The 23,527-nt window shown below is 71.6% G+C and carries 20 protein-coding genes; 11 read left to right on the forward strand and 9 right to left on the reverse strand.

Annotated features, from left to right (window positions below; translation table 11 throughout):
- Positions 1 to 128: 128 nt before the first annotated feature.
- The gene (locus ACGFNH_RS02235; protein WP_393651067.1) at positions 129 to 1,613 is read left to right on the forward strand and encodes a sugar transferase; all 1,485 of its coding nucleotides are present in this window, start codon (positions 129 to 131) and stop codon (positions 1,611 to 1,613) included.
- Between the two features lie 748 nt (positions 1,614 to 2,361).
- On the opposite strand, the gene ACGFNH_RS02240 is transcribed toward ACGFNH_RS02235, so the two are convergent.
- Positions 2,362 to 3,327, reverse strand: coding sequence for a GDP-L-fucose synthase family protein (locus ACGFNH_RS02240; RefSeq protein ID WP_393651068.1), 966 nt, complete (start codon positions 3,325 to 3,327; stop codon positions 2,362 to 2,364).
- 123 nt (positions 3,328 to 3,450) lie between these two features.
- On the opposite strand from ACGFNH_RS02240, the gene gmd reads away from it, so the two are divergent.
- From gmd to ACGFNH_RS02260, 4 genes are all read left to right on the forward strand, one after another.
- Entirely contained in the window at positions 3,451 to 4,464 is a 1,014-nt protein-coding gene (gene gmd / locus ACGFNH_RS02245) for a GDP-mannose 4,6-dehydratase (RefSeq protein WP_393651069.1), read from the forward strand.
- Between the two features lie 167 nt (positions 4,465 to 4,631).
- The gene (locus tag ACGFNH_RS02250; protein ID WP_393651070.1) at positions 4,632 to 6,824 is read left to right on the forward strand and encodes a LamG-like jellyroll fold domain-containing protein; all 2,193 of its coding nucleotides are present in this window, start codon (positions 4,632 to 4,634) and stop codon (positions 6,822 to 6,824) included.
- Complete coding sequence (locus tag ACGFNH_RS02255) at positions 6,821 to 7,315, forward strand: hypothetical protein (protein ID WP_393651071.1); 495 nt, start codon at positions 6,821 to 6,823, stop codon at positions 7,313 to 7,315. The genes ACGFNH_RS02250 and ACGFNH_RS02255 overlap by 4 nt, the downstream gene beginning before the upstream one ends.
- Positions 7,312 to 8,163, forward strand: a complete 852-nt coding sequence (locus tag ACGFNH_RS02260; protein ID WP_393651072.1) for a glycosyltransferase family 2 protein — start codon at positions 7,312 to 7,314, stop codon at positions 8,161 to 8,163. Before ACGFNH_RS02255 ends, ACGFNH_RS02260 begins: the two co-directional genes overlap by 4 nt.
- Positions 8,164 to 8,311: 148 nt before the next feature.
- Here the strand turns inward: ACGFNH_RS02260 and ACGFNH_RS02265 are convergent, their stop codons facing one another.
- A complete protein-coding gene (locus ACGFNH_RS02265; RefSeq protein ID WP_393651073.1) occupies positions 8,312 to 9,463 on the reverse strand; it encodes a glycosyltransferase in 1,152 nt (383 codons plus the stop codon).
- 160 nt (positions 9,464 to 9,623) lie between these two features.
- Here ACGFNH_RS02265 and ACGFNH_RS02270 point away from each other — a divergent pair, with 160 nt between their 5' ends.
- Entirely contained in the window at positions 9,624 to 11,204 is a 1,581-nt protein-coding gene (locus tag ACGFNH_RS02270) for a hypothetical protein (protein ID WP_393651074.1), read from the forward strand.
- Between the two features lie 111 nt (positions 11,205 to 11,315).
- On the opposite strand, the gene ACGFNH_RS02275 is transcribed toward ACGFNH_RS02270, so the two are convergent.
- On the reverse strand, positions 11,316 to 11,876 hold the full coding sequence (locus ACGFNH_RS02275) for a hemerythrin domain-containing protein (protein ID WP_393651075.1): 561 nt from the start codon (positions 11,874 to 11,876) through the stop codon (positions 11,316 to 11,318).
- 88 nt (positions 11,877 to 11,964) lie between these two features.
- On the opposite strand from ACGFNH_RS02275, the gene ACGFNH_RS02280 reads away from it, so the two are divergent.
- The 3 genes from ACGFNH_RS02280 to ACGFNH_RS02290 all read left to right on the forward strand — a co-directional run bounded on the left by ACGFNH_RS02280 (position 11,965) and on the right by ACGFNH_RS02290 (position 14,371).
- The gene (locus ACGFNH_RS02280) at positions 11,965 to 12,429 is read left to right on the forward strand and encodes a MarR family winged helix-turn-helix transcriptional regulator (protein ID WP_393651076.1); all 465 of its coding nucleotides are present in this window, start codon (positions 11,965 to 11,967) and stop codon (positions 12,427 to 12,429) included.
- Positions 12,430 to 12,644: 215 nt separating this feature from the next.
- Positions 12,645 to 13,808, forward strand: a complete 1,164-nt coding sequence (locus ACGFNH_RS02285; RefSeq protein ID WP_393651077.1) for a helix-turn-helix domain-containing protein — start codon at positions 12,645 to 12,647, stop codon at positions 13,806 to 13,808.
- Complete coding sequence (locus ACGFNH_RS02290; protein WP_393651078.1) at positions 13,805 to 14,371, forward strand: hypothetical protein; 567 nt, start codon at positions 13,805 to 13,807, stop codon at positions 14,369 to 14,371. Before ACGFNH_RS02285 ends, ACGFNH_RS02290 begins: the two co-directional genes overlap by 4 nt.
- A 177-nt stretch (positions 14,372 to 14,548) precedes the next feature.
- Here ACGFNH_RS02290 and ACGFNH_RS02295 read toward each other — a convergent pair whose 3' ends face one another.
- From ACGFNH_RS02295 to ACGFNH_RS02315, 5 genes are all read right to left on the reverse strand, one after another.
- Complete coding sequence (locus ACGFNH_RS02295; RefSeq protein ID WP_393651475.1) at positions 14,549 to 15,178, reverse strand: TetR/AcrR family transcriptional regulator; 630 nt, start codon at positions 15,176 to 15,178, stop codon at positions 14,549 to 14,551.
- Positions 15,179 to 15,185: 7 nt separating this feature from the next.
- The gene (locus ACGFNH_RS02300) at positions 15,186 to 15,650 is read right to left on the reverse strand and encodes a hypothetical protein (protein ID WP_393651079.1); all 465 of its coding nucleotides are present in this window, start codon (positions 15,648 to 15,650) and stop codon (positions 15,186 to 15,188) included.
- 392 nt (positions 15,651 to 16,042) lie between these two features.
- Positions 16,043 to 17,392, reverse strand: a complete 1,350-nt coding sequence (locus tag ACGFNH_RS02305) for a hypothetical protein (RefSeq protein WP_393651476.1) — start codon at positions 17,390 to 17,392, stop codon at positions 16,043 to 16,045.
- Positions 17,393 to 17,784: 392 nt separating this feature from the next.
- On the reverse strand, positions 17,785 to 19,494 hold the full coding sequence (locus ACGFNH_RS02310; RefSeq protein ID WP_393651477.1) for a lipopolysaccharide biosynthesis protein: 1,710 nt from the start codon (positions 19,492 to 19,494) through the stop codon (positions 17,785 to 17,787).
- Between the two features lie 5 nt (positions 19,495 to 19,499).
- Entirely contained in the window at positions 19,500 to 20,756 is a 1,257-nt protein-coding gene (locus tag ACGFNH_RS02315; protein ID WP_393651080.1) for a glycosyltransferase family 4 protein, read from the reverse strand.
- 188 nt (positions 20,757 to 20,944) lie between these two features.
- Between ACGFNH_RS02315 and ACGFNH_RS02320 the strand changes: the two genes are divergently transcribed.
- Positions 20,945 to 21,418: an adenylyltransferase/cytidyltransferase family protein gene (locus ACGFNH_RS02320; RefSeq protein WP_393651081.1), complete on the forward strand. Its 474-nt coding sequence runs from the start codon at positions 20,945 to 20,947 to the stop codon at positions 21,416 to 21,418.
- Here ACGFNH_RS02320 and ACGFNH_RS02325 read toward each other — a convergent pair.
- Positions 21,372 to 22,085 (reverse strand): CDP-alcohol phosphatidyltransferase family protein, encoded by a 714-nt coding sequence (locus tag ACGFNH_RS02325; RefSeq protein ID WP_393651082.1) that lies wholly within the window; start codon positions 22,083 to 22,085, stop codon positions 21,372 to 21,374. The two genes, ACGFNH_RS02320 and ACGFNH_RS02325, sit on opposite strands and share 47 nt — an antisense overlap.
- A 214-nt stretch (positions 22,086 to 22,299) precedes the next feature.
- On the opposite strand from ACGFNH_RS02325, the gene efeO reads away from it, so the two are divergent.
- Complete coding sequence (gene efeO, locus ACGFNH_RS02330) at positions 22,300 to 23,445, forward strand: iron uptake system protein EfeO (RefSeq protein WP_393651083.1); 1,146 nt, start codon at positions 22,300 to 22,302, stop codon at positions 23,443 to 23,445.
- The last annotated feature ends 82 nt before the right edge of the window (positions 23,446 to 23,527 follow it).

The raw sequence follows: 23,527 nt of genomic DNA on the forward strand, positions 1-23,527 counted from the left end.
CCGGCAAACCCCGGCGGACGCCCTGCCGATTGCCATACCGTCACAGGAACTTGCGTACCGGTGGTCACTTGGGGAAGTGATCGGTGCGCTTTCTCGGTCGCGAGGTGCCAGGGGGGTCCATGCGGCGTATGGGTATGTCCTATTCCGGATCGGGGGCGGGGGGCCTCAGACCCGTAACGGCGGAGCAGAGTGCTCCGCCGGGGGTCGGGCGCCGTGACAAAGCGCGGTGGTATCTGCCGGTCGCGCTCGCCACGGACGTGCTGGGCATCTGCGTGCCCGTCCTCGTCCTTTTCGATGTCACACGCCAGCCGCACCCGCTGCTGGCCGCGCTCGTCGCCACGGCCGTCTGGCTGTGCGTACGGGCATCGCACCGCCGTTACACCGCCCAGGCGCTGGGCGAGTCGCGCGGCGTTCTCACCGTGTTCCGCGACTGGCTGACGCTGCTCGGGGTCCTCGCGGTCGCCCGGGTGGCCGTCGGGGAGAGCTCCGAGCCGGCACTGGCCCTGCTCGCCCTGTCGGCGACGCTGCCGGCGACGGTCGCCTGCCGCAAGGCGACGCACCGCCATCTGACGGCGCTGCGGCGCGAGGCGCAAGCCGTGCACCGCGTGCTGGTGATCGGCGAGCCGGGGGCGGCGGACGATGTCGTCGAGCACTTGGCGGCCCGGACCGACCACGCCTATGTCGTCGTCGGCGTCGTGCCCGTCGGCGAGGGGCTGCTGACGTCCGGGGTGCCCGCGCTCGCGCGGCTCGGCTCCGCGCCGCCCTCCGCGCATGACGAGGACTGGATCCCGGTCCTGGCCGCGACCGAGCAACTGGGCGCGGAACTGGTGCTGGTGGCCCCGGGGCCGCAGCTCAGCGGCGAGCGGCTGCGGCGGCTGTCCTGGGCACTGCACGACGCCGGGCTGCCGCTGGCCATCTCGGCCGGTCTGACGGATGTGGCGATGCGGCGCATCCAGACCGCGACCGTCGCGGGTCTGTCGCTGCTGCACGTCGCGGCGCCCACACGGCGCGGCCCGCATCTCGTGGCGAAGTCGGCGCTCGACCGGGCGGGGGCCGCGCTGGGCATGCTGCTGCTCGCCCCGCTCTACGCGCTGCTGGCGCTCGCCATCCGGCTCGACTCGGCCGGTCCCGTACTGCACCGGCAGACCCGGATCGGGCTCGACGGCGCCCCGTTCACCATGTGGAAGTTCCGCACGATGGTCGCGGATGCCGAGCAGCGCCGCGCGGAGCTGACGACGGCCAACGAGCAGGACGGGCCGCTGTTCAAGATGCGGCGCGACCCTCGGGTCACGCGCATCGGTCGCTTGCTGCGGCGCAGCTCGCTGGACGAACTGCCCCAGCTCGTGAATGTGTTGCGCGGCGAGATGTCGCTGGTCGGGCCCCGCCCGCCGCTGCCCGACGAGGTGGCGCAGTACGACGAGGTGGCGGCGCGGCGGCTGACGGTGAAGCCGGGGCTGACCGGGTTGTGGCAGATCAGCGGCCGCTCGGATCTGTCCTGGGACGAGACCGTCGCGCTGGATCTGCGGTACGCGGACAACTGGTCCATCGGCGGCGATCTCGATGTCATAGCCCGTACGTTCCGGGCGGTCGTCGACGGCCGCGGAGCCTACTGAGGTGGCCACGCCCCGACCCGGCACCCCGAGCGGGCTGCCGCGGGACGGTCGCGTCCGGGTCGCACCGGCCGGCGCCTCACTGCTGCGGCGGGTGGAACACGCCCGCCGCGGCGGCGGGTCGCCGCCCGGCAGTTCGGCGCCCGGCGGTTCGCCGCCCGGCGGTTCGGCGGCGCCTGCCGACCACCAGCCGTGGCGCGCCGACGGGCGCCCGCCCCGGATCGACGACGTCGGCGACGACATCAGGGCCACCGCACGTGCCTGCCACCGGCCATGGCACGCCGGTGGGCCGTCGCGCAGCACCACGGCCGCGCCACGCCGTCGCAACGGCGGGCCCTGGCACGGCGGTTCGGCACGAATTGTCCCGGCCGTGCCCGGCTGCGCGCCCCGCACCGGCGTCGCGCGCGTCCACTCGCGCACCGCGGCCCTCGGGTCCGGCATCGCGACAGTCGGCTCCGGTGTCGCGGCGGTCAGCTCCGATGTCGCGGCGGTCAGCTCCGGCGCGGCGGTCGTCCGCACGGGCGTCACAGGCGCCGCGACTGCCGACTCCGGCCCGCCTGGACGGAGAGGCCGCACGCTGCGAACTCCGCCCCGGCGGGCGGGGCTACCGGCTCGACAGCCGGCGGCCGCGGCCGCCGGCGTCGCGGTCGTCACAGGCGTCGCAGGCGTCCGCTCCAGCGCCGCCGCCGCACCCGCCGGCCGCCCGGCCGCACCCGCCCGCTCCGGAGTTGGGGCCGTCCGGCCCTCGCCGTCAGCCGGCGGTCTGCGCCTGCCAGTCGGCGTAGACCGCGGCGATCCCGTCGCGCAGCGCGATCGCCGGCTTCCAGCCGAGGGACGCCATGCGCGCGATGTCCAGCAGCTTGCGCGGGGTGCCGTCCGGCTTGGTCGTGTCGAAGGCGATGCGGCCCGTGTAGCCGGTGACCTCGCGCACGGTCTCGGCCAGTTCGCGGATCGTGAGGTCCTCGCCGCAGCCGACGTTGACGGGCTCGTCGCCGTCGTAGGCGCGCAGCAGCAGCGCGCAGGCGGCGGCCAGATCGTCCACGTGCAGGAACTCGCGGCGCGGGGTGCCGCTGCCCCACAGCACCACCTCCTCCGCCCCGTCCCGCTTCGCCTCGTGGAAGCGGCGGATGAGCGCGGGCAGGACGTGCGAGGTCTCGAGGTCGAAGTTGTCGCCGGGCCCGTAGAGATTGGTGGGCATCGCGGAGATGTACGAGGCGCCGTACTGCCGCCGGTAGGACTGCACCTGGACGACGCCCGCGATCTTGGCGATGGCGTAGGGCTCGTTGGTCGGCTCCAGGGGGCCGGTCAGCAGCGCCTCCTCGCGGATGGGCTGGGGCGCCAGCTTGGGATAGATGCAGGAGGAGCCGAGGAAGAGCAGCCGGCCGACGCCCGCGGCGTGCGACCCCGCGATCACGCTGAGCTGGAGGCGCAGGTTGCCCTCGACGAACTGAACCGGGTAGGTGCTGTTGGCCATGATGCCGCCGACCCTGGCGGCAGCCATGACGACGGCGTCCGGACGGACGTCCTTCAGGAAGGTCTCCGTCCGGGCCGCGTCGAGCAGATCGAGCTCGGCCCGACTGCGGGTGATCACCTCGTGTCCGTCGGATCTGAGGCGGCGGGTGATGGCGGATCCGACCAGGCCACGGTGGCCCGCCACGAATATCCGGGCCCGGTCCGGCAGCAGCCGGCCGTCCCCCGGAGGAGTCTCGGCAGTCATGCAACGGATTCTGCCAGGGGGCATCGCCCGTCATGGGGCGAATTTCATGATTCGTGAGAATCCGCAGCAATTCCCAAGGAAACAGGGCCGGTTGGCCCGCACCGACAGGGGGGAACCCACACCATGCAGAAGACCGCGCTGATCACGGGGATCACGGGCCAGGACGGCTCGTATCTCGCCGAGCTGCTGCTGTCGAAGGGCTACACCGTGCACGGTCTGCTGCGCCGGTCCTCCACCTTCAACACCGAACGGCTCGATCACATCTACCAGGGCCCGCAGGAGCCCGACCGAAGACTGGTCCTGCACCACGCCGACCTGTCCGACGGAGTGGCCCTGGTGAACCTGCTCCGCGACCTCAAGCCCGACGAGGTGTACAACCTGGGCGCACAGTCGCACGTCCGGGTCTCCTTCGACGCCCCGCTCTACACCGGTGACGTGACCGGTATGGGCTCCCTGCGGCTGCTGGAGGCGATCCGGGCGAGCGGCATCGACACCCGTATCTACCAGGCGTCGTCCTCGGAGATGTTCGGGGCGACCCCGCCCCCGCAGAACGAGGGGACCCCGTTCCACCCGCGGAGCCCGTACGGCTGCGCCAAGGTCTTCGGCTACTGGACGACCGTGAACTACCGGGAGGCGTACGGCCTCTTCGCGGTCAACGGCATCCTCTTCAACCACGAGTCCCCGCGGCGCGGCGAGACCTTTGTGACCCGCAAGATCACCCGCGCCGTCGCCCGCATCAAGGCGGGCCTGCAGGACCGGCTCTACCTCGGCAACCTCGACGCCGTACGGGACTGGGGCTACGCCCCGGAGTACGTCGAGGCGATGTGGCTGATGCTGCAGCGCGACGAGCCGGACGACTACGTGGTGGCGACGGGCGAGGCGGGCAGCGTCCGGGACTTCCTGGAGACGGCCTTCGCCGCGGCGGATCTCGATTGGGCCAAATATGTGCGCTTCGATCCCAAGTACGAGCGCCCCAGCGAGGTCGACGCCCTCATCGGGGACGCCTCCAAGGCGGAGTCCCTGCTGAGCTGGAAGCCCGAGGTCAAGTGGCCGGAGCTGGCACGCATCATGGTTGATGCGGATGTGTCACGTCTTGATGCGGAGTTGTCCGGTACAGCCGTTCGTATCGATCGATGACACACCAACTCGCAAAGTACAGGCACCTTTTTGGCCAAGACGGCCACAGAAGGTTGAACGGCGGCCTAACCTGCCGTCCACAAGGCGGCCGCCACGGCCGCCGGGAAACACCGCAGGGGCCAGGGGGGCACATGCGCAAGGTGGGGGTTTACTCGGCTGTTCTGTCGATGGCAGCCGCATCTCTCGTCGGGGTGGGGGTGATGTCGGCACGGACGGTGGCGGCGGTCACCCCGCCGGTGGGAATCACGGCCGACGATCTGCCGACCTGGCAGACGAACGGCATCGTCTGGGCGATGGCGGAAGCCGGCGGAGTCGTCTTCGCCGGCGGCACGTTCTCGTCCGTCAGGCCGCCGGACGCCCCGGCGGGCACCGGTGAGAAGCAGGCAGTCAACTTCGTTGCGCTGGACGCGGCGACCGGCGCGCCGACGTCCTGCAAGCTGTCGTTCACCATCGGCTCGGGCACGGCGACGGTCCGTGCTCTCGTCGTCTCGCCCGACGGCAAGACGCTGTACGCGGGCGGCCAGTTCGGCGCGGTCAACGGCGTGGGCATGAGCAACGTGGCCGCGATCGACATCGCGAGCTGCGCGCCGAAGCCGTCGTTCAAGGTGGCCGCGAGCGCGACCGTGCGTGCCCTGGCCGCCACCGACAACACCGTCTACCTCGGGGGGGACTTCACCACGCTGGAGGGCCAGAGCCGGCGGTACTTCGGGGCGGTCAACACCGGCGGCGACCTGCTGCCGTGGAAGGCCGACGCCGACGAGCCGGGCCGCGCCGTGGAGGTCACGCCGGACGGCGGCAAGGTGCTGCTGGGCGGTGACTTCTTCACCGTCAACGGCACGAACTCGCACGCGCTGGCGGTGGCCAACTCCACCACCGGTGCGCTGGTCAAGGCGTACGGAGGCGGCTTCATCCCGACCTCCTCGGTGGTCAAGGACATCACCACCGACGCGAACGGCTTCTACACCGGCAACGAGGGCACGGGCGGCGGCGTCTTCGACGGCCGTATCGCCCTGAACCTGAGCGACCTCAACCAGCGCTGGCGGGACACCTGCCTGGGCGCCACCCAGGCGGTCGAGGTCCACAAGAGCGTGCTGTACTCCGGTTCGCACGCCCACGACTGCAGCAGCATGGGCGAGTTCCCCAACCAGCGCCGCAAGCATCTGCTGGCGGAGTCGGTCGACGACCCGAAGCTGCTGGGCTGGTTCCCGGACACCAACGACGGGCTCGGCGAGCAGATCGGGCCGCGCGTGATGGCCACGGCCTCCAAGGGCGGGACCGACTACCTGTGGGTGGGCGGCGAGTTCACCACCGTCAACGGCTCCGGGCAGCAGGGCCTGACGCGCTTCGCGAGCGCCCCGGACACCGGTGCACCGTCGGTGCCGCTGGTCAACGCCTCCAGCACCAAGCCGGGTCAGGTGAACGTGCGCTGGCAGTCCAGCCTGGACCTGGACGACAGCAAGCTGACGTACCGCGTCTACCGGAACGGGTCGGCGACGCCGATCCACACCGTCACCGACTCGTCCCTGCCCTGGGTGCGCCCGCAGCTCACCTTCACCGACACGGACGTGACGCCGGGCTCGACGTACACCTACCGGATCACGGCGAGCGACGGCACCAACACCAGCGCCAAGTCGGCCACGCAGACCGTGACGGTGCCCGCGGCCGCGGAGGCGTACCCGGAGCGGGTGAAGGCCGACGGGGCGACTCTGTACTGGCGATATGACGAGGCCGGCGGCCAGTTCGCGGCCGACGAATCGGGCACGAACAACAGCGGTGTGCACCGCAACGCGCCGTCGTACCGGGCGGCTCCGGCCGCGGTGCCGGGCGGCAGCACGGCGGTCGGCTTCAACGGCATCGACGAGTACACCTACAGCGACCGGAAGCACAGCCGGCCCGCCTCGTACACGATCGAGACCTGGTTCAAGACGACCACGACGCAGGGCGGCAAGCTCGTCGGCTTCGGCAACCGCACCCAGGAGGCCAGCTCCACCTACGACAAGCACCTCTACATGACCAATGACGGCCGGATCGTCTTCGGCGTCACGAGCAGCTTCGCCCGCACCATCAACACCGGCTCCGGCCTGAACGACGGCAAGTGGCACCACGTCGTCGCCACCCAGGGCTCCAGCGGGATGCGGCTGTACGTGGACGGGGCGCTCCGTGCCAGCAACCTGCTGGTGACCGGCAGCGCCGACTACGAGGGCTACTGGCACGTGGGCGGCGACGCGCTCAACTCCTCGTGGCCGTCCACCCCGACGAGCGACTACTTCGCCGGGCAGATCGACGAGACCGCGATCTACCCGAGCGTGCTGTCCGGCTCGCAGATCACCGCGCACCACAACCTGAGGACGCGCCCGTGAAGAGCCGTTCCCGGGCTGCCGTCGCCGCCGCCGCACTCGCGGCGGCGGCGACGCTGCTGGCCGGATGCAGCAGCGACTCCGGCGGACAGAAGAAGCAGGACACCTCGGCCGGGGCGCGGGCGACCGCGTCACCCGCCGATGACGCCGGCGAGGACTCCGAGGGCGGGAAGTCCCCCGCGAAGAAGGCCGACCGGACGCCGCCCGGCCCCAAAGTGCCCAAGGACGAACTGACCCCGGTCACCGGGTCCTTCACCAAGAAGGAGAAGCAGTACCTGTCCGACCGGGTGCCCAAGGGCACGGACCCCGCGGCCATCCTGCAGGTGGGCCAGGAGACCTGCCAGCGGATCACCCGTACCGCGGAGCACGACCGCAAGGCGGCGATCAGCGCGATCCGCACCGGTGAGATCGCGAACGCCGAGTCCGCCATCACCCACCTGTGCCCGCAGCAGCGGCCGCTGCTGGAGGCCGCGAAGAAGGGAAGCAGCGGTTGAGCCGGAGCAGACCGCGCGCCGCGGAGAGGGTCGAGGGCCGACTCCCGATCGTCGTGGCGATCCCGACGAAGAACGAGGCGGAGAACATCGCGAGGACCGTCTCGTCGGTCATCGACCATGTCGAGGCCGTCGTCGTGGTCGACTCGGCGAGCACGGACGACACGTGCAAGATCGCGGCCGAACTGGGCGCCGAGATCGTCGAGTACGAGTGGGACGGCCGCTACCCGAAGAAGAAGCAGTGGTGCCTGGACCACGTCCATCCGGACACCCCCTGGCTGCTCTTCCTGGACGGCGACGAGACGCCCAGCCCGGAGCTGCTGGAGGAGCTGCGGTACGTCTTCTCCCGGCCCCTGAAGGTCGCCGCGTTCGACATCCCGCTGGGCTACTGGTTCGCGGGTAAGCGCCTGCGACACGGCTACACGATCGTCAAGCGGGCCCTGCTGGACCGCAGGCGCTGCCACTTCCCCGCCCTCGGGGACCTGGACGCGCCGGGCATGGGTGAGCAGGAGGGGCACTACCAGCCGGTGGCCGAGTCGGTGTGGCGGCTGACCTCCCCGATCGAGCACGAGGATCTGGACCCGGTGCGCACCTGGTTCGAGCGGCACAACCGCTACTCGGACTGGGAGGCGTGGCTGGAGCACCATCCGGAGGTGAAGGAGGAGATCCGGAAGGCCAAGACGCGCCAGGGGCAGCTCTTCCACAAGGCACCGTTCAAGCCGCTGGTGTCCTTCGCGTACGCCTACGTCTACAAGCGGGGCTTCCTGGACGGGCGCGCCGGTCTCGACTACGCGCTGGCCATGTCGTTCTACCGCTGGCAGATCGCTCTGAAGGCGCGGGAGACGGGCTAGGCCCTCCCCCGCGGCGACCGAAGCGGCCCGACTCCCCTTGCCGAGGGGAGGCGGGCCGCTTCGGTGCGTTCGGGCGCTGATGCGGTGATGCGGTGGTGCCGTCATGCCGTCATGCCGTCGTGCCGTCATGCCGTCGTGCCGTGGTGCGTCAACGGTTTCCGATGACGCCCTCGTAGACGTCCTGGAGGGTGTCGACGACCTTCTCGATGGAGAACCGGTCGCGGATCAGCCGCCAAGCCGCGTCCGAGGCCTCCTCGCACGCGGCCGGGTCCAGCAGTTCGAGGATGGCCTGGCCGACGAGCGGGCCGTTGTCGGCGTCCGGCCGCGAGGCCACCACCCGGCCCGCGCCGGCCTCTTCGACGTCCGGGGACAGCCCGCCGGTCTTCGTGACGACGACGGGCACACCGACCGACATGGCCTCCAGTACGGACACGGCGAACGGCTCGACGACGGACGGCAGGACGTACACGTCCGAGCGGCGCAGCTGTTCCAGCACCTCGGCGTGACCCAGCGCGCCCACGTAGTCGACGGCGTGGGCGACGCCCAGGCTGCGGGCGAGCTCCAGCATGGGGGCGGCCAGCGCGCCCGTGTCGGGGCCGGCGAGCACGAAGCGGGCCTCCGGGTACTTGGCCAGGACGGTCGGGATCGCCGAGATGAAGTCCTCGGGCCGCTTGCGGGCCTGGACGCGGGCGCAGTAGAGCACGGTCGGCGGGCGGTCGCCGTCGAACGCGGGCCTGCGCTCCTGGAGTTGGACGCCGTTGACGAGCCGGTGGCTGCCGCGCAGCCGTTCCGGCGCGATGACGGCCTCGACGCCCTCGCGCTCCATCTCGGTGAGGTACAGGGTCGTGTCGGCCCGGCGCAGCACCCGGCGGAGCCCGAGCGCGTCCACCACCTTCGCGGCGCGCTTCTCGGTCGGGTCGATCATGCCGTGGGTCTGCAGGACGAGGGGGCGCCCGCACTGCAGCGCCATGAGCGCGAACGGCAGCGTGATCAGATCGCGCATCAGGTGGACGTGCACCACGTCGGCCGCCGTCACCAGGCGCCGTGCGCGCGCGAGCAGCGCGGGCGAGGTGATGCCGCTGACCTCGAACCGCGGCAGTACGTGCCGTGCCTGGAACACGTACGACGGGACCCCCTCGACGGTGTCGGGCAGCGGCCCGTCGAACCCGTCGCCCAGCGTGGCGATCCGCGCGTCCACTCCGCGGGCCCGCAGGCCCTTGGAGAGGTTCAGGGCGACGCGCGTGGGCCCCCCGAAGTCGTTGGTGGGCGTGTGCAGCGTGACGACATGCAGAACCTTCACGAAATGTCCTCCCCCCGATGCTCCCCAGCATCGTCGGGTCAGCGTATCGGCGGAACGCGGTGGTGAGGGCGGATCCTCCGATATGCCGTTCGATAGTGGTTCGCCCTCCTTAGACTGCATCGGGGGCCGGGGGGCTTCGGGGGGAACGAGGTGGGGGGCCATGGCGGTCGGCGTACGGAGTACGGAGCCGGGCAGAGACGGGGGCGAGCGCGGAACCGCCGCGCCGGAGTCCGGCACGGGGCCGCAGGGCCCGGACGGTCACGAGGGCCCGGAGACTCCGGATGCCGGGGCCGCACGGCTGGAGGTGCCGCCGGTATCGCCGCGTGCCGTGCTCTCGCGCGCGCTGGCCGTGCCCCTGGTGCTCGGTCTGGTCTTCTTCCTTCCGGTCCTCGTCGCCGTACAGCCCGGTCCCGGCGTCCGGGACGAGGCGTACTGGCTGCAGCTCGTCCTGACCTGCTACGCGGGCGCCCGGCTCGCCGCGATGACCCTGACCGCCCGACGGCGGCTGATCCAGGGCTCGTTCTGGCTGTTCGTGTACGTGGCCATGGGCGTGGCCCCGCTCGCGCAGGCCGTTCTCGGCCAGACGCCGACACCCGTGGTCGGGACGCGCGGGGACGTGGTGCTGGCGGTGTCGCTCGGACTCTGCGGTTGCGTGGCGTTCGACGTGGGTGTGCTCCTCGCCCGGCACCGGCCCGTCCTGCGCCCGCGCAGAAACCGGCGGACGGCCTCGGTCAGCCGCCGCAGGCTGTATCTGCTGGTGGCGCTGGCGTATTTGGCGAGCGCGCTGTTCGTGGTCAAACTGGGCGGCCCCGCGGTCTTCTTCAGCAGCAGGCAGGAGATCAGCGAGGGGATCCAGAGCAGCGGGGTCGGCGGGGGCGGCGAGTCCCAGGTCGGCTCGGCGTTCCTGCGCGGCTTCGGGACGGTGCCCGCGCTGCTGGCCTTCCTCTTCCTCACCCGCTGGCTGGTCACCTCCCGCCATGCGCGGCGACGGCCCGCGGTGATCGCGATGTGGACGGGGCTGCTGGGGATCAACCTCCTGGTCAACAACCCCGTGTCCAACCCGCGTTACTGGTTCCTGACAGTGATGTTCGCGATCCTGTTCACTGCCTTTCCGCGGAGTCCGGTGATGTACCGGGCCGCGCTGGCCATGGGGGTGGTGGCCGCCCTGCTGCTGTTCCCGTTCATGGACCGGTTCCGCTACGACGACGAGGGCCACCGGCCCGTGGAGTCCTCCTCCGTCCTGGACCCGCTGGTGCGCAAGGACTACGACCAGGTCGGGATGCTCGCCAACACCATCACCTTCGTCGACTCCGGCGCCGGGCACGCGTACGGCCGCCAGCTCGCCGCGTCGACGTTCTTCTTCGTGCCCCGGTCGGTCTGGCACGGCAAACCGCTGGATTCGGGTGTCCGGGTGGGCCAGTGGATGGGCATGAGCAACACCAACCTCTCCTCGCCCCTGTGGGCCGAACTCTGGCTGGACTTCGGCCCGGTGGGCATGACGGGCGGCTTCCTCGGGCTGGGCTATCTGTGCGCCCGCGGCGACCGCCGCTACACCCTGCGGACGCTGGAGGATCCGCGGCCGGGGAACGTGCTGGCGATCGTCATCCCGCTGATCGCGGGTTACGCCTTCATCCTGCTGCGCGGTCCGCTGCTCCAGGCATCGGGGCGGGTGGGGATCGCGCTGCTGTGCCTGGCACTGGTCACGACGTTCCGCTCCGAACCCCGGAAGCTGCTGCGCTGACGGCGTCCCGCGCAGAGCGCTGGACGGGCGGTGTCGTCCCTACGGTGTCGCCGCCCGCATGCCGCGCACACGTCGCCCGCACGTCGCCCACGCCGTCCTTCGCAGGCCGGTCTACCCGCCGGGCGCGATCTCCGCGCGTACGGAGGGCGGCAGGGCGAAGAGCATCCGCCGCATGTCCAGGGCGCGCTCGTCGGGCGTACGGGAGGTGAGGAACGCCTGGAAGACGGCGGCCAGTTCGTCGTCGCCACAGGAGTTCCGCAGCGCGGGCATCGCGACGGTCTCCTCCGCGTGCAGATGGGCCAGATAGGCGCTGATGAGTTCGTTGAGGGCGAGATAGAGGCGGTGCTGGGCGTCGGTCCGCTCCGCTGCGGGAGTGACCGGCAGAGCTCCCGCGTGGGCGTCCAGTTCGGCGAGTGCGGCATCGAGCCGCAGGTGTTCGGCGTCGAGGGCACCGGCTGCTGCGGGCGCCCGGTCGCGCAGCAGCGGGTGGATGAACGCGTCCTCGTGGTCGGCGTGCTCGCGCAGCTCCTGGGTCATGGCCAGGCAGCGGTCGACCACGGCCTTCAGGGGTTCGGGGTCGGTGGTGTCGGCGGACCCGACGTCGACGGCGAGGGCGAACAGGCGCGCCCGCTGGCCCATGTGGACGTTCCGGTAAAGGTCGATCTTCGGCATGCTCTCCGCTTCCCTTCGTACTGCAGACGAGTAGACTGACAACAGATTTACAGACAGACAACATGTTGTCAAAGAGAAGGGGGGCGGAATGCCCGACGAGAAGCCCGACGAGAAGCCCGAGGCGATGGCGCTCCTGGTGGCCGACATCTTCGAGGCGGCAGGTGCGCTGCGGAGGGTCGGAGAGTCCCTGGCCCAGGCCGAGGGGCTCACCCAGGCCCGCTGGCAGGCGCTGAGCGTCGCCTCCGAGGAACCGGTCACCGTGCCGCGCGCGGCACGCCGGCTCGGGGTCAGCCGGCAGAACGTCCAGCGCGTCGCCAACGACCTGGTGGCGCTGGGGAAGGCCGAGTACACCGCGAACCCCGACCACCGCGGCTCCCCGCTGCTGACCCTGACGCCTGCCGGGCGCGCCACCCTGGGCCGGATCACGGCCCGGGCGTCGGCGTTGCACCGCACGGTCGCCACCGATCTGCCCGACGAGGCGATCGACGAGGCCCGGTCGTTCATCCGCCGACTGGTCGCGGAACTGGGTGCGTACGAGGCGCGGAACCGGTGAGAGGGCGGTGCGCGGCAGCGGGAGCCGGGGCGCCACCGGGGGAGATCGGTGGCGTGCGGGGGTCGGCGGCATGCGGGGTCGTCGCCGGGCGGAGGCCGGCGGCGTGCGGAGGTCGGGGGCGCGCGGAGGTCGGCGCCGGGCGCCGCGGACGCGGGCCACCACCCGCTCACCGGACTCCCGTTGCGATAATCGCAAGCGACACCTAGCCTGAAAGCATGGACGAGACCCTCGCGGACCGGGTCCGCGCGATCATCGGTCGCGTCGCTCCGAGCCAGGCGGCTTTCGCCGAGGTCATCGGGATCACCGGCGACAAGTTGTCGAAGTCGCTCAGCGGGGCGCGGCGGTTCACCTCGCTCGAACTGGCGCTCATCGCCGACGCGGGCGGCGTCACGGTCGACTGGCTCCTCGGCGGTCGTCCGCCCGCCCGCCCCGCACCGGCTGCCCGTACGACCGTGGTGCCCGCACCCGATCTGCGCGAGCTGGAGGATCTGGCCGGGCGGTACACCGCGGCGTACGACGTACTGGCGCTCCTCGGCCGCGCACCGGAACTCGCGCCCCTGCCGGCGGTTCCCGAGGAGGGCACACCGCACGAACAGGGCGCGGCGCTCGCAGAACGCGTGCTCCGCACGCTGCGCGACGCGGGCGTTCCGCCCCTGCCCGATCTGGACACCGGCGAGCTCATCGCCGTCTGGGCACGCGTCTTCGGCGTGGACGTGGCCATCACCCGGCTCCCGGGCGGCATGGACGGACTGTCCTGGCACGCCGACGGTTTCCGGCTGGCGGTCGTCGCCACGCACCCGGTATGGACGCGGCAGCGGTTCACCCTCGCCCATGAGCTGGCGCACGTACTGTCCGGTGACGCGCAGGAGTTGCTCGCCGAGAGCGGGATGGCTCCGGGCCTCGCGGCCGAGCCGGACGAGATCCGGGCGAACGCCTTCGCCGCGGCCCTGCTCATGCCCGAGGAGGACATGCGGGCGGAGGTGTCGGGGCCGCCCGGGGAGGACGCGTTCGCCCGGCTGGTCACCCGCTACCGCGTCTCCCCCAGCGCGATGGCCGCCCGCTTGCGCGCGCTCGGCCTCATCGACGACGCATGCCGCGGGCGACTGCGGCGGCTGACGACCACGGACTGCCATGAGCGAGCCGGCGCGATCGACGCCTGCATGGCACAGGCCGCCGGCTCCAACACCCCATTGCCGCCGGTGCGGTTGGTGAACGGGTTGTTCACCGCGTACCGGGCCGGGGAGACCACCCTGCGCCCCCTCGCGGCGCTCCTCGACAGCGACGTGGACGACGTGCGCATCCTGCTCTCCGCGAACGGCAGCGAGGGAGGGTCCGAGGCGGAGCTCGCTGAGGACGGGGAGCCGGTCTTCACTCCATGAGGGCATGGTGGTTCCCGGACAACACGGTGCTGTGCAACTTCGCGGCGGTGGGCAGGCTCGACGCGCTCGAGAAGATCCTCGACCGCCGGGGCCGGTGGACGGAGGCCGTGGCCTTGGAGGCTCGGCGGTCCGCACGCCATCTGCCGGACCTGGACGGCGTGTTCACCGGAGGCTGGCTCGGCGATCCCGTGGAGATCGAGCGGGCCGCGGACGTACGGCGGGTGGAAACCCTCCGGCGCGCGGTCTTCGGCGGCCACCGCGCCCGCCCGCTGCAGCACCTCGGTGAGGCACAGACCTGCCACGTCATCGAGCAGTGGGACGCGTTCCACGGCTCGCGCTGGATCACCGACGACCGTGAGGCGTACCGCTACGCGGTGCGGCGCGGCATCACCGCGTACCAGACGATGGACCTCGTACGGATCGCCGTGCCCCGCGGGATTCTCTCGGCCCCCGAAGGCTACGAGCTGCTGACGGCCATGAGGGAAGCGGGCCGCCGTCTCCACCATTTCCCGGCGGGTCCTGAGGATTTGCTGCGGCGCTCAGCCCGACGCGGGGAGCGGTAGGGCGGTCGGGAGTCATCCGGCACCAGTCCGGGCGGTCGGGAGAAGAACACCGGCCGTGCAGGAGCAGACCGGGCAGGCGGCCGGGAGCAGATCGGGCGGGCGGCCGACGTCCCGCCGTCGGTCTCGGCGCTCCCGCCCCGCGTGGAGCAGTCCGCCGGGCGGCGAGGCGCGGCACGACTACCGCGAACGGCGCCGGAGGTTGGCACGCAGCGCACGGGTGGCGACGGGGCCCAGGCCCTCGAGGACTTCGAGGAGAACACCGAGCCGGTCGAGGGCCTCAAGAGCTGCACCCGCGCCCTGCGGGTCGGCGCCTTCATAGAGTTCGATACCGACGAACGCCGCGGACACCGCGCGCGCCAGACCGGGTATGTCGGTGAACTCGGCGAGAGGGGTCCCGCCCAGCACCCGGTCGAGGACCTGCTCGATCTCGGTGGCCCACAGTTCGAGGGCCGCGGAAGCGGCGGCCGAGAGGGCGGGGTCGTGTTGCGCTCCCGCCAGCATCTGCGCCAGCACGGCGACTCCCCCGGTCTCCCGTTCCGCGGCGTGCAGTTCACGGCCGGCGGCCAGAAGGTCCCGGAGCGAATCCACCTGCGCGAACCGTTCACGAAAGGCTTCCACGCGCCGGGCGGCGGCTGTTGCGGACGCGGCGGCCAGCAACTGGTCGATGCTGCCGAAGTGGTAGAAGACGAGCGCCTGGTTCACGCCGGCCGCCGCCGCGACGTTCCGCGCCGAGACTCCGGTGATCCCCCGGGTGCGCAGCGTCTCGATCGCGGCATTGATGAGCCGCTGCTTGGTGTCACTCACGATGCGTCTCTCATGCGAAGGGATACGGGTCGGGGCGTTTGCGGAGTACGAGCGGCGCGAGGCAGGCACCGGCCACCGCGAAGAACACGTGAAAGCCGACGGGGGCCGGCTTCATCGTGCCGATGGCCCAGAAGAAGGTGAGCACCGCGGGGCCTATTGCCGCTCCCACCGGCGGCGCCCATGTGGGCTTGCGCGTCAGGGGCCCGGCCAGCAGAGCGAAAACGATCCCGCCGACAGTGCCGAGGGCGAGTCCGACCGCCAGCCCCACTCCGGCTCCGAGAAGGAGAAAGGCGTAGAAGCGCCCAGAGGTGGCCATGAAGGAGCCCATCAGTGCGCCCAGAGCCAGGCCCGCGAGTGCCCCGCATCCCATGCCTCGGAGCAGGAGGCGCAGGCGCAGGACGCCCATGCGCACGGGGACCTCGGCCCCGTCGGCGCGTATGCCTTCTCCGTCCTTGCCCCGACTCGTGTCGGACATATCCCCTCCTGTTCATGTGGCCCCACTGGGAGGGTACGAGAATTTGAGCACTCGCTCAAACTTCTGCGCGGAAGCCCCCGTTGAGCAGTCGCGGAGTCCTCCGACGTGAAGTCCGAGCGGACAGCGGAACGCGTTCGTGTTGTGCTCGCGCGTCTCAAGGAGTGCGCAGAGGTGCCGGAACTCGCCTCGCTGCTCAGGGCGCACGAAGCGGCATGAACACGTACCGAATTCGGGAAGTGCTCGGGGCGTGACGCTCGAATGCGCCGGTGCTGTGACCGCGGAGGTTCGCCGGGTCGGTGGTCGTGGCGGTTGGAGGTGCGCTGACATCCGATCCGCATGCTGGAGGCGCGGTGGGCCGAAGAACGCGGCGACAGCGGGGGCGAGTGCCGCCGTCAGGCGGAGGGGCGCGGGACGCCGTCGTCCGCCGCCGCTTCCCGTCGGCTCTCCGCGGGGCTGTCCGCAGGCATTTTCGCGAGGCCGTCCCCGGGTATGTCCGCGGGGCTGTCCGCAGGAATCTCCGCGGGACGCGGCGCAGCGTCCGCCGCCGGTCGTTCGCGCCGTACGGATGCGATGCGCAGCCACGCCGCGCACGCCTTGAGGCCGGAGCCGAGGCACAGGCCCCAGGCCGCGCCGAGGACGCCGCCCAGCGCGTAGCCCACGAGGAGGCACCCCACCGACAGGAGGGAGAAGACCACCTGGATGGGAAGGGTCGCCCGGGGGCGGAGGACGCGGAGCGTCAGCAGCGCGCACGTGCCGAGGGCGATGGCCGCGTACTGGCTGCCGGTCGCCGGGAGCAGCGCGGAGGACGACGCCCAGGTGTCACCGAGGAGTTGGCGTCCGAAGCGGTCGGGCAGGGAGATGAGGACGAGGCTCCAGATGACGGCGACACCGGCCAGAACGGCCGCCAGCAGCACGGTGGCGCGCACCTTGCGGGATGCGGAAGGGAAGCGTCCGAGGATCGGCGGGCCGAAGGCGGTCGAGGCGTTGAAGAGGACGTTCATCGGCCCGAACAGGGTCGTCGCACCGCGGAGCGCCCCGACCGCCAAGGGACTGGCGAACAGGCCGAGTCCGACGACCGCGAGCTGGCTGGAGGCGTTGCCCACCGCGAACTCCACCACGAAGCGCTTGCCCAGATGCCCGCGGCGCAGCAGGCCGCGCGGGTCGCCGCGCAGACCCCGCAGGCGCGGGAACAGCAGGGCGGCGCCGACGAGGAGCGCGGGTACGGCCGACAGCCCCCATACGGCCACCAGGCGCGCGGGGCCCGCCCCTTGGGGCTGGACGGCTAGGGCCGGTACGACGGCGGCGAGCCGTACGAGGTCGGTGGCGAGCGCGAGGTGCGGCATCCGGAGCGTGGAGAAGCAGTAGCGCATGCCGTCCTGGGTGAGCACCACTGGCAGTACGAGCCCCAGCGCGCACAGGCCGCGGGCGGTCCCGCCCGGGACGAACGCCAGCGCGGCGGCGGAGGCGAGGCCGATCGCGGTGGAGGCCGCGGCGGTGAAGCCGACCGCGGAGCGGCAGGCGGCCCGTACGCCGTCGGACGAGCCGCGCTCCAGGACGAGCGCCTGCCCGACGTAGGAGACGGAGAGCCCGAGCAGCACGGTGAACACCGTGTAGACGAGCGAGAAGACGGAGAACCCGGCGGCGGAGGAGAGCCGGGCGGCGACGATGAGGACGACGATGTTCGTCAGCGCGGCGACGCCCTGATCGGCGACGGACGCGACGACGGCGAGCCGCGTCCCGATCCCGCCGTCCCGCGGGTCCGCGCCGCTGCGCGGCTCCACGACGTCCCCGGGGGCCTCGGCGCCCCCGCCGCCGCGCGGCTCCTCACCCCGTCCCCGCAGAACTTCTTCCCGGCCGGGTCTCCGACTGCCGTCTCCGCGGCCGGAGTTCTCGTCCGCAACCTCCCCGCCGGAGTCCCCGCAGTCCCCGCAGTCCCCGCAGTCCCCGGAATCGCCGGAATCCCCGGAGTCGCCGGAATCGCCGTCCCGGGCAGCTCGTGGGAGTGAGCCCCCGGAACCGCTACCGGAGCCGGAACCCGAACCGGAATGCGAACCGGAACCACCGCCGGCCGCGGAACCGTCACCGGCCCCGCTGCCCGGATCCTCCTCCCCCGCGCCGCCTCCGCGCCCGTACGTCACCGTCGCGGGCGGACCGGGAGGTCCGCGGGGTCCACCGTGCGCAGCGCCAGCGTGCCCGGGCCCTCCGCCTCCGAGGCCAGCAGGTCGTCGGCCGCGGGCGACGGGGACGGGACGCTCTGGTCCGGCGCGATGCGCCGGCGCGCGCCCTTCGGGGTGGCGTTCTCCGGGCGCTGCTTGCCGCGCTCGGTGTGGAGTACGGCTCCCAGCACCGTGCCGCCCGCGCCGTCGATGAGTTCGCGGATGCGGTCGAGGTCGTCGCGGCGCACCTGGCGCGGATCGCAGACGACCAGCACGCCGTCGACGCGGTCGGCGAGCGCGATCGCGTCGGCGTACGAGAGCACGGCCGGCGCCAGGACGACCACCACGGCCTCCGGTGCGTCGGCCGTCGCGATCAGCCGGCTGGCCGGGGCCGCGGTCAGTGCGCGGGCGACATTGCGGACGCGGCTGCCGGGGATGAGGTCGAAGGCGCCGGACTCCCCCGCGTCGATGGGCAGTTCCTCGCCGGTCGGCCATCCGCCGTCGCCGCGCGGGGACGTCCGGGTGGCCCAGCCGGGCCGGATGCCGTCGGCCGCGCGCAGCCGCGCCGCGAGCGAGGGGGTGCGCAGATCGGCCTCGACGAGGAGGACGTCACGGCCCATCTCGACGAAGGACGCGGCGAGGTTGACCGATGCCGCGGCCGCCGTGTCGATGCTGCCGCGCGGGGCGACGACCATCAGTCGCCGCCGGTCGGCGAACCGCTGGTCGTAGGCGAGGCGGAAGGCCACCGAGCGGTACTCCTCCGCGAGCCGGCCCTCGGCGAGGAGCGGGCCGGGGCCCTTGCCTCCCGGGCGCGGCAGGGTGCCCAGGACGGGGGCGCGCAGAGCCCGTACGACATCGCTCTCGGAGCGCGCGGTGGGGTCGAAGACCAGCCGCACCCACGCGCCGAGGAGGCCGAGGCCGATGCCGACGGCCGCGCCGAGGCCGAGCAGCATGGGCAGGCCGGGCCCGGACGGCGCGTTCGGCGGGGTGGCCGTGCGCACCACGAAGCCGGGTGTGGTGTCGAGGGCCTTGAGCTTGGTGATGTTGGAGTTCAGTTCCGAGATCTTGCCGACGACGCCGGACTGTACGGAGAGCGTGGTGTCCAGATTCCGCCCCTCGCCCAGGTCCGCGATCTGGTCGGCGAGGTCGTCGCGCTGCTTCTCCAGCGGCTTGAGCTGCTTCTGGTAGCCCTCGACCATGGTGTCGATCTGGGACTGGGTCTGCTGCCTGCGGTTGTCCAGGTAGGCCTGGGTGAAGGCGTTGGCCCGCTCGGCGGCCGTCTTCGGCGAGGAGTCGGTGTAGGCGAACCGCAGCACCAGGGTGTTGGGCGGGTTGGTGACCTGGAGCCCTTCCTGGAGCCGCTCGGTGTCGTCCGGTGTGCCGAGGTCCTTCGCGGCGCGCGAGGCGACCGCGTTGCTGACCGCGGTCTGCCGCTCGGAGCCGATGCTGACCTGCTTGTCCGGTGTGGAACTGCCGGCCGCGAAGGGGTCGATGGTGGCGGGCCGTACGGTCACCTCGCTCGTCGCCACGTACGACTTGCCGCCCGCCAGTCCGATCCAGGCACCGCCGAGCAGTCCGAGGACGACTCCGGCCACCAGCAGAAGCCGGTAGCGCAGAAGTTGTCTGAACTGGTCGCGCAGCAGATCGGGTTCGTCGTGCGTCTGTGCCCCACCGGCACGATCCGTCATCGCTGTCATGTCCGAGCCCCCCTCGGCCGTGCGGGCGGGCCCTTGAGCGCCTCGCCGAGCAGCCCGGTGATCCGGGCCAGACCCGCCTCGCGGCTGAGGTGGGCGTCGACGTACTCGGGGCCGCGCGACCCCAGCGCGTCCGCGGCGTCGGGGTCTTCTGCCAGCTTACGGACAGCGGCCAGCAGTGCGGAGGGATTCTCCGGCGGAACCTGAACTCCCGCTTCCGAGCGGAGGACCTCGGCGGCCGTGCCGCCCTGTTCGGCGACGGAGGCCACGACGGGCCGTCCGGCGGCGAAGTACGAGGTCAGCTTGGACGGGATGCTCATGTCGAGCACGGACGCCCGCTGGGTGACGGCCAGAACATCGGCGGCGGCGAGCACATCGGGGAACTCGGCCTCGTCGGCGGGCGGGAGGAAGTGGAGGTTGGGCAGTCCCGCGCCGAGGGACCGCAGATGCTCGCGCTGATTGCCGTCGCCCATGAGGACGATGTGCACCGCGGGGTCCTGCCGCGCGGCCTCGACGAGGACCTCCAGGCCCTGCTTGAGGCCCATGTTGCCGGAGTGCAGCACGACTGTGCGCCCCTCCGCCCAGCCGAGGCGCGCCCGCGTCTCGGCGCGCGGGCGGGACGGGCGGGCGACGTGCGACCAGTTGGGGACGAGGCGGATGCGCTCGCGCGGGACGCCCATGGCCGCCACCTTGTCCACGAAGGTCTCGTGGATGACACCGACGAGCGTGGCGCGCCGCAGCACATACGACTCGACGCGGCCGGCGGCGGCCGCCGCTCTGTCCCCGCCGCGGATGCCGCTCTGCGCGGCCGCCGCTCCCATCAGGTCCTGCACGACCGGGACGAACGGGACGCCGTGCTTGCGCGCGAGGCGCGCGCCGACGACTCCGCCGGCCAGGCTGGGGAGCTGGGCGAGCACAGCGTCGGGCCGGCCCGCACGCGGCGGCGCGGCCAGTGAGTGGGCGAGGATCGACGCCTCGTACAGGGCACGGCGCACCGCGGTCTGACGTACGGGCACGGTGTGGCGTCTGCGGTGCAGCAGCACGCCCTCGCGCCGCTCCTCGGTCCGCCACACGCCGCGGTAGGCGGGGTCGGTCCGCCAGGCCGGGTAGTGCGGCATCCCGGCCAGTACGTGGACCTCGGCCCCCTCAGCGGCCAGATGCTCGGCGATCTGCGTCGCATACGGCCCGATTCCGGCCTGTTCGGGCGCGTAGTTGGTGGACACCAGCAGCAGACGCCGCCCCCCATGATCGGGCATGGCGCATCTCCTCCCCCCAGAGTCGATCAGATGCACCCTAGCTGTCGTCAGTCGGCCGTCGGTGCAACATGTCGTTTTTCTCTGACTGTTCGGCTTTCGCAATGTTCCTGTACGAGCGCGGAGGCCGGGCTATCGTCGTGGCTCGGATGTGCTGGGGAGCGCATCGCACTTTGGGGGGTTCCATTCACATGCCGCACACCGTGGGCTACGCGCCCGGGGTCTACGACCTCTTCCACGTCGGCCATCTCAACATCCTCAGACACGCCCGCAGCCAGTGCGACTACCTGGTGGCCGGGGTCGTCTCCGACGAGATGGCGGGGCTGGCCAAGGGCCGCGCGCCGGTGGTGCCGCTGGTCGAGCGCCTGGAGATCGTCCGCTCCATCCGGTTCGTGGACGCCGCGTTCGTCGAGACGGTTCCGGACAAGCTGGAGACCTGGAAGCAGGTCAGGTTCGACGTGATCTTCAAGGGCGACGACTGGCGGGGCACGGCCAAGGGCGACAAGCTGGAGCGCGACTTCAAGGCGGTGGGCGTCGAGGTCGTCTACTTCCCCTACACCGTGCACACGTCCAGCACGCAGCTCCGGCGCGTCCTGGACGTGCTCGCCACGCAGCCGGTCACGCCGGCCGTATCGCAGCCAGCTCCCGGAACCACTTCGTCGTGAAGGCTGCCAGGAAGAGGGCGTGCACGGCGAAGAGGGCCGCGTACGCCACCAGGAACAGCCGCTCGCTGCCCAGCAGCAGGAAGACGGCGCAGAAGACGCCGTAGTCGACGGGCAGCAGGGCGACGGCCCTGATGCGCGAGGGGGCGGCCGGAAGAGCGGTCGTCCCCTTCTTCGGCTTCAGCTTGTCGGTGAGCAGTCCGCCGAAGAACGTGACCACGGCGGCGAACTGGAAAGCGAGCGGCAGCAGCAGCCAGCCCGGCCCGGGCAGATCAAAAAATCGGTAAAACGAGATCAGCACCGCGGCGTGCAGCGCGGTGATCTTCGCGCAGTCCACGACGTGGTCGAGCCACTCCCCGGCCGGACTGCTCTCCTTCCGCAGCCGGGCGAGCTGCCCGTCCGCGGAGTCGAACGCGAAGCCCACCGCCAGCCCCAGATAGACCGTGAGCGCAAGCGGCCACGAAGGCGGGGTGAAGGCCAGCGCGGCCACCGCCGAGAAGCTGAAGGCGGCGCTGACCAGGGTTACTTGATTGGGTGTCAGGCCGATGCGGTACGCAGCCGCGGCGATGACCCGTCCCGCCGGGCGGTTGATGTGGCGGGAGTACAGAGAGACGCCCTTGGCCGTCTTCTGGGCGCCGCGCAACTCTCTCAAGACGGCGCCGAATGCCATGGTTTGAGCCATCATCCCCCCAGATGTCGCACTCGTCCGCAAGGCGAACGCAAAAGCCTCGATCATGATGACACGGACCGGTGACGGCCGGTCCGGGCGATTCGCAGTGAGACCGGGATCACTGGACCGACGAAGGGCATTCAGGTAAGCCTCAGATAAGTTAGGGCGGCCTCACCCGCCATCGCCCACGTGTCCGACCCTGCCTGGAGCCCGCATGCGAGCCGTCCGTAACCCTTCCGGTGCCGCCGTCGCCCTGGCCGCCGCCGTGGTCCTCACCGCGATAGCCGGCTGTGCCGACAAGAGCGACGCCAAGAGTTCGGATGCCATCGAGGTCACGGCGTCCGACTCCGCGTGCGAGGTCTCGAAGAAGGAGTTCCCCGCGGGTCATGTGAAGCTCGCTGTGGAGAACACGGGCGACAAGGTCACCGAGGTCTACATCTACGCCCCCGGCGACCGGATCGTGACCGAGCGGGAGAACATCGGCCCCGGCACCACAGCCGACATCACGGCCGAAGTGAAGGCCGGCGCCTACGAGATCGCCTGCAAGCCCGGCATGAAGGGCCAGGGGATCCGGCAGAAGGTGCAGGCCACCGGCGGGGGTGCGCCGAAGAAGACCGACCCGCGCCTGGACAAGGCCGTGGCGGAGTACCGCCGTTACGCGCAGGCACAGGCCGACGAGACGCTGCCGAAGGTCGAGATCTTCACCGACGCGGTCGAGAAGGGCGACGTCGAGGGCGCCAAGAAGGCGTACGCCCCCTCGCGCATCGGCTGGGAGCGCACCGAGCCGGTCGCCGAGTCCTTCGGTGACATCGACCCCAAGGTGGACCTGCGCGAGGACGGACTGGAGAAGGGCCAGGAGTGGACGGGCTGGCACCGTCTGGAGAAGGCCCTCTGGCAGGACAAGAAGATCGGTGCCGAGGAGAAGAAGCTCGCCGGCACCCTGGTCAAGGACCTCCAGGACTGGCAGAAGCGGGTCGGCAAGGCCGAGATCAACCCCACCGCCATGGCCAACGGCGCCAAGGAGCTGCTGGACGAGGTCGCCACCGGCAAGGTCACCGGTGAGGAGGAGCGCTACAGCCACACCGACCTCGTCGACTTCAAGGCCAACGTCGAGGGCGCGCAGAAGTCCTACGAGCTGCTGAAGCCCGTCGCGGCCGAGAACGACGCCGCCCTCACCAAGGACCTGGACCGGCAGTTCGCCGCGCTGAACAAGCTCCTCGACAAGTACCGCGAGGACCCGGCCTCGTACGAGTTCACCTCCTACGACAAGGTCGGCAAGGCCGAGCGCAAGGAGCTGTCGGACGGGGTCAACTCCCTCGCCGAGCCGCTGTCCAAGCTCGCCGCGGCCGTCGTCAAGTAGCGGACAGCCCACCGGAGAACAGCACACAGCCCGTCGCCCACCAGTACGCAGCCCGTCGTCAACCAGCAGGGAGAGACGCGTC

This window comes from Streptomyces sp. NPDC048639 (assembly GCF_043199075.1).
Classification (GTDB): Bacteria; Actinomycetota; Actinomycetes; order Streptomycetales; family Streptomycetaceae; genus Streptomyces.

What these genes read in the sequence shown, in the direction of transcription:
- ACGFNH_RS02235 (WP_393651067.1), top strand. Translation starts at nt 129, where the DNA reads ATGGGTATGTCCTATTCCGGATCGGGGGCGGGGGGCCTCAGACCCGTA.
- ACGFNH_RS02240 (WP_393651068.1), bottom strand. Translation starts at nt 3,327, where the DNA reads ATGACTGCCGAGACTCCTCCGGGGGACGGCCGGCTGCTGCCGGACCGG.
- gmd (WP_393651069.1), top strand. Translation starts at nt 3,451, where the DNA reads ATGCAGAAGACCGCGCTGATCACGGGGATCACGGGCCAGGACGGCTCG.
- ACGFNH_RS02250 (WP_393651070.1), top strand. Translation starts at nt 4,632, where the DNA reads ATGGCAGCCGCATCTCTCGTCGGGGTGGGGGTGATGTCGGCACGGACG.
- ACGFNH_RS02270 (WP_393651074.1), top strand. Translation starts at nt 9,624, where the DNA reads ATGGCGGTCGGCGTACGGAGTACGGAGCCGGGCAGAGACGGGGGCGAG.
- ACGFNH_RS02275 (WP_393651075.1), bottom strand. Translation starts at nt 11,876, where the DNA reads ATGCCGAAGATCGACCTTTACCGGAACGTCCACATGGGCCAGCGGGCG.
- ACGFNH_RS02280 (WP_393651076.1), top strand. Translation starts at nt 11,965, where the DNA reads ATGCCCGACGAGAAGCCCGACGAGAAGCCCGAGGCGATGGCGCTCCTG.
- ACGFNH_RS02285 (WP_393651077.1), top strand. Translation starts at nt 12,645, where the DNA reads ATGGACGAGACCCTCGCGGACCGGGTCCGCGCGATCATCGGTCGCGTC.
- ACGFNH_RS02290 (WP_393651078.1), top strand. Translation starts at nt 13,805, where the DNA reads ATGAGGGCATGGTGGTTCCCGGACAACACGGTGCTGTGCAACTTCGCG.
- ACGFNH_RS02300 (WP_393651079.1), bottom strand. Translation starts at nt 15,650, where the DNA reads ATGTCCGACACGAGTCGGGGCAAGGACGGAGAAGGCATACGCGCCGAC.
- ACGFNH_RS02310 (WP_393651477.1), bottom strand. Translation starts at nt 19,494, where the DNA reads ATGACGGATCGTGCCGGTGGGGCACAGACGCACGACGAACCCGATCTG.
- ACGFNH_RS02315 (WP_393651080.1), bottom strand. Translation starts at nt 20,756, where the DNA reads ATGCCCGATCATGGGGGGCGGCGTCTGCTGCTGGTGTCCACCAACTAC.
- ACGFNH_RS02320 (WP_393651081.1), top strand. Translation starts at nt 20,945, where the DNA reads ATGCCGCACACCGTGGGCTACGCGCCCGGGGTCTACGACCTCTTCCAC.
- ACGFNH_RS02325 (WP_393651082.1), bottom strand. Translation starts at nt 22,085, where the DNA reads ATGGCATTCGGCGCCGTCTTGAGAGAGTTGCGCGGCGCCCAGAAGACG.
- efeO (WP_393651083.1), top strand. Translation starts at nt 22,300, where the DNA reads ATGCGAGCCGTCCGTAACCCTTCCGGTGCCGCCGTCGCCCTGGCCGCC.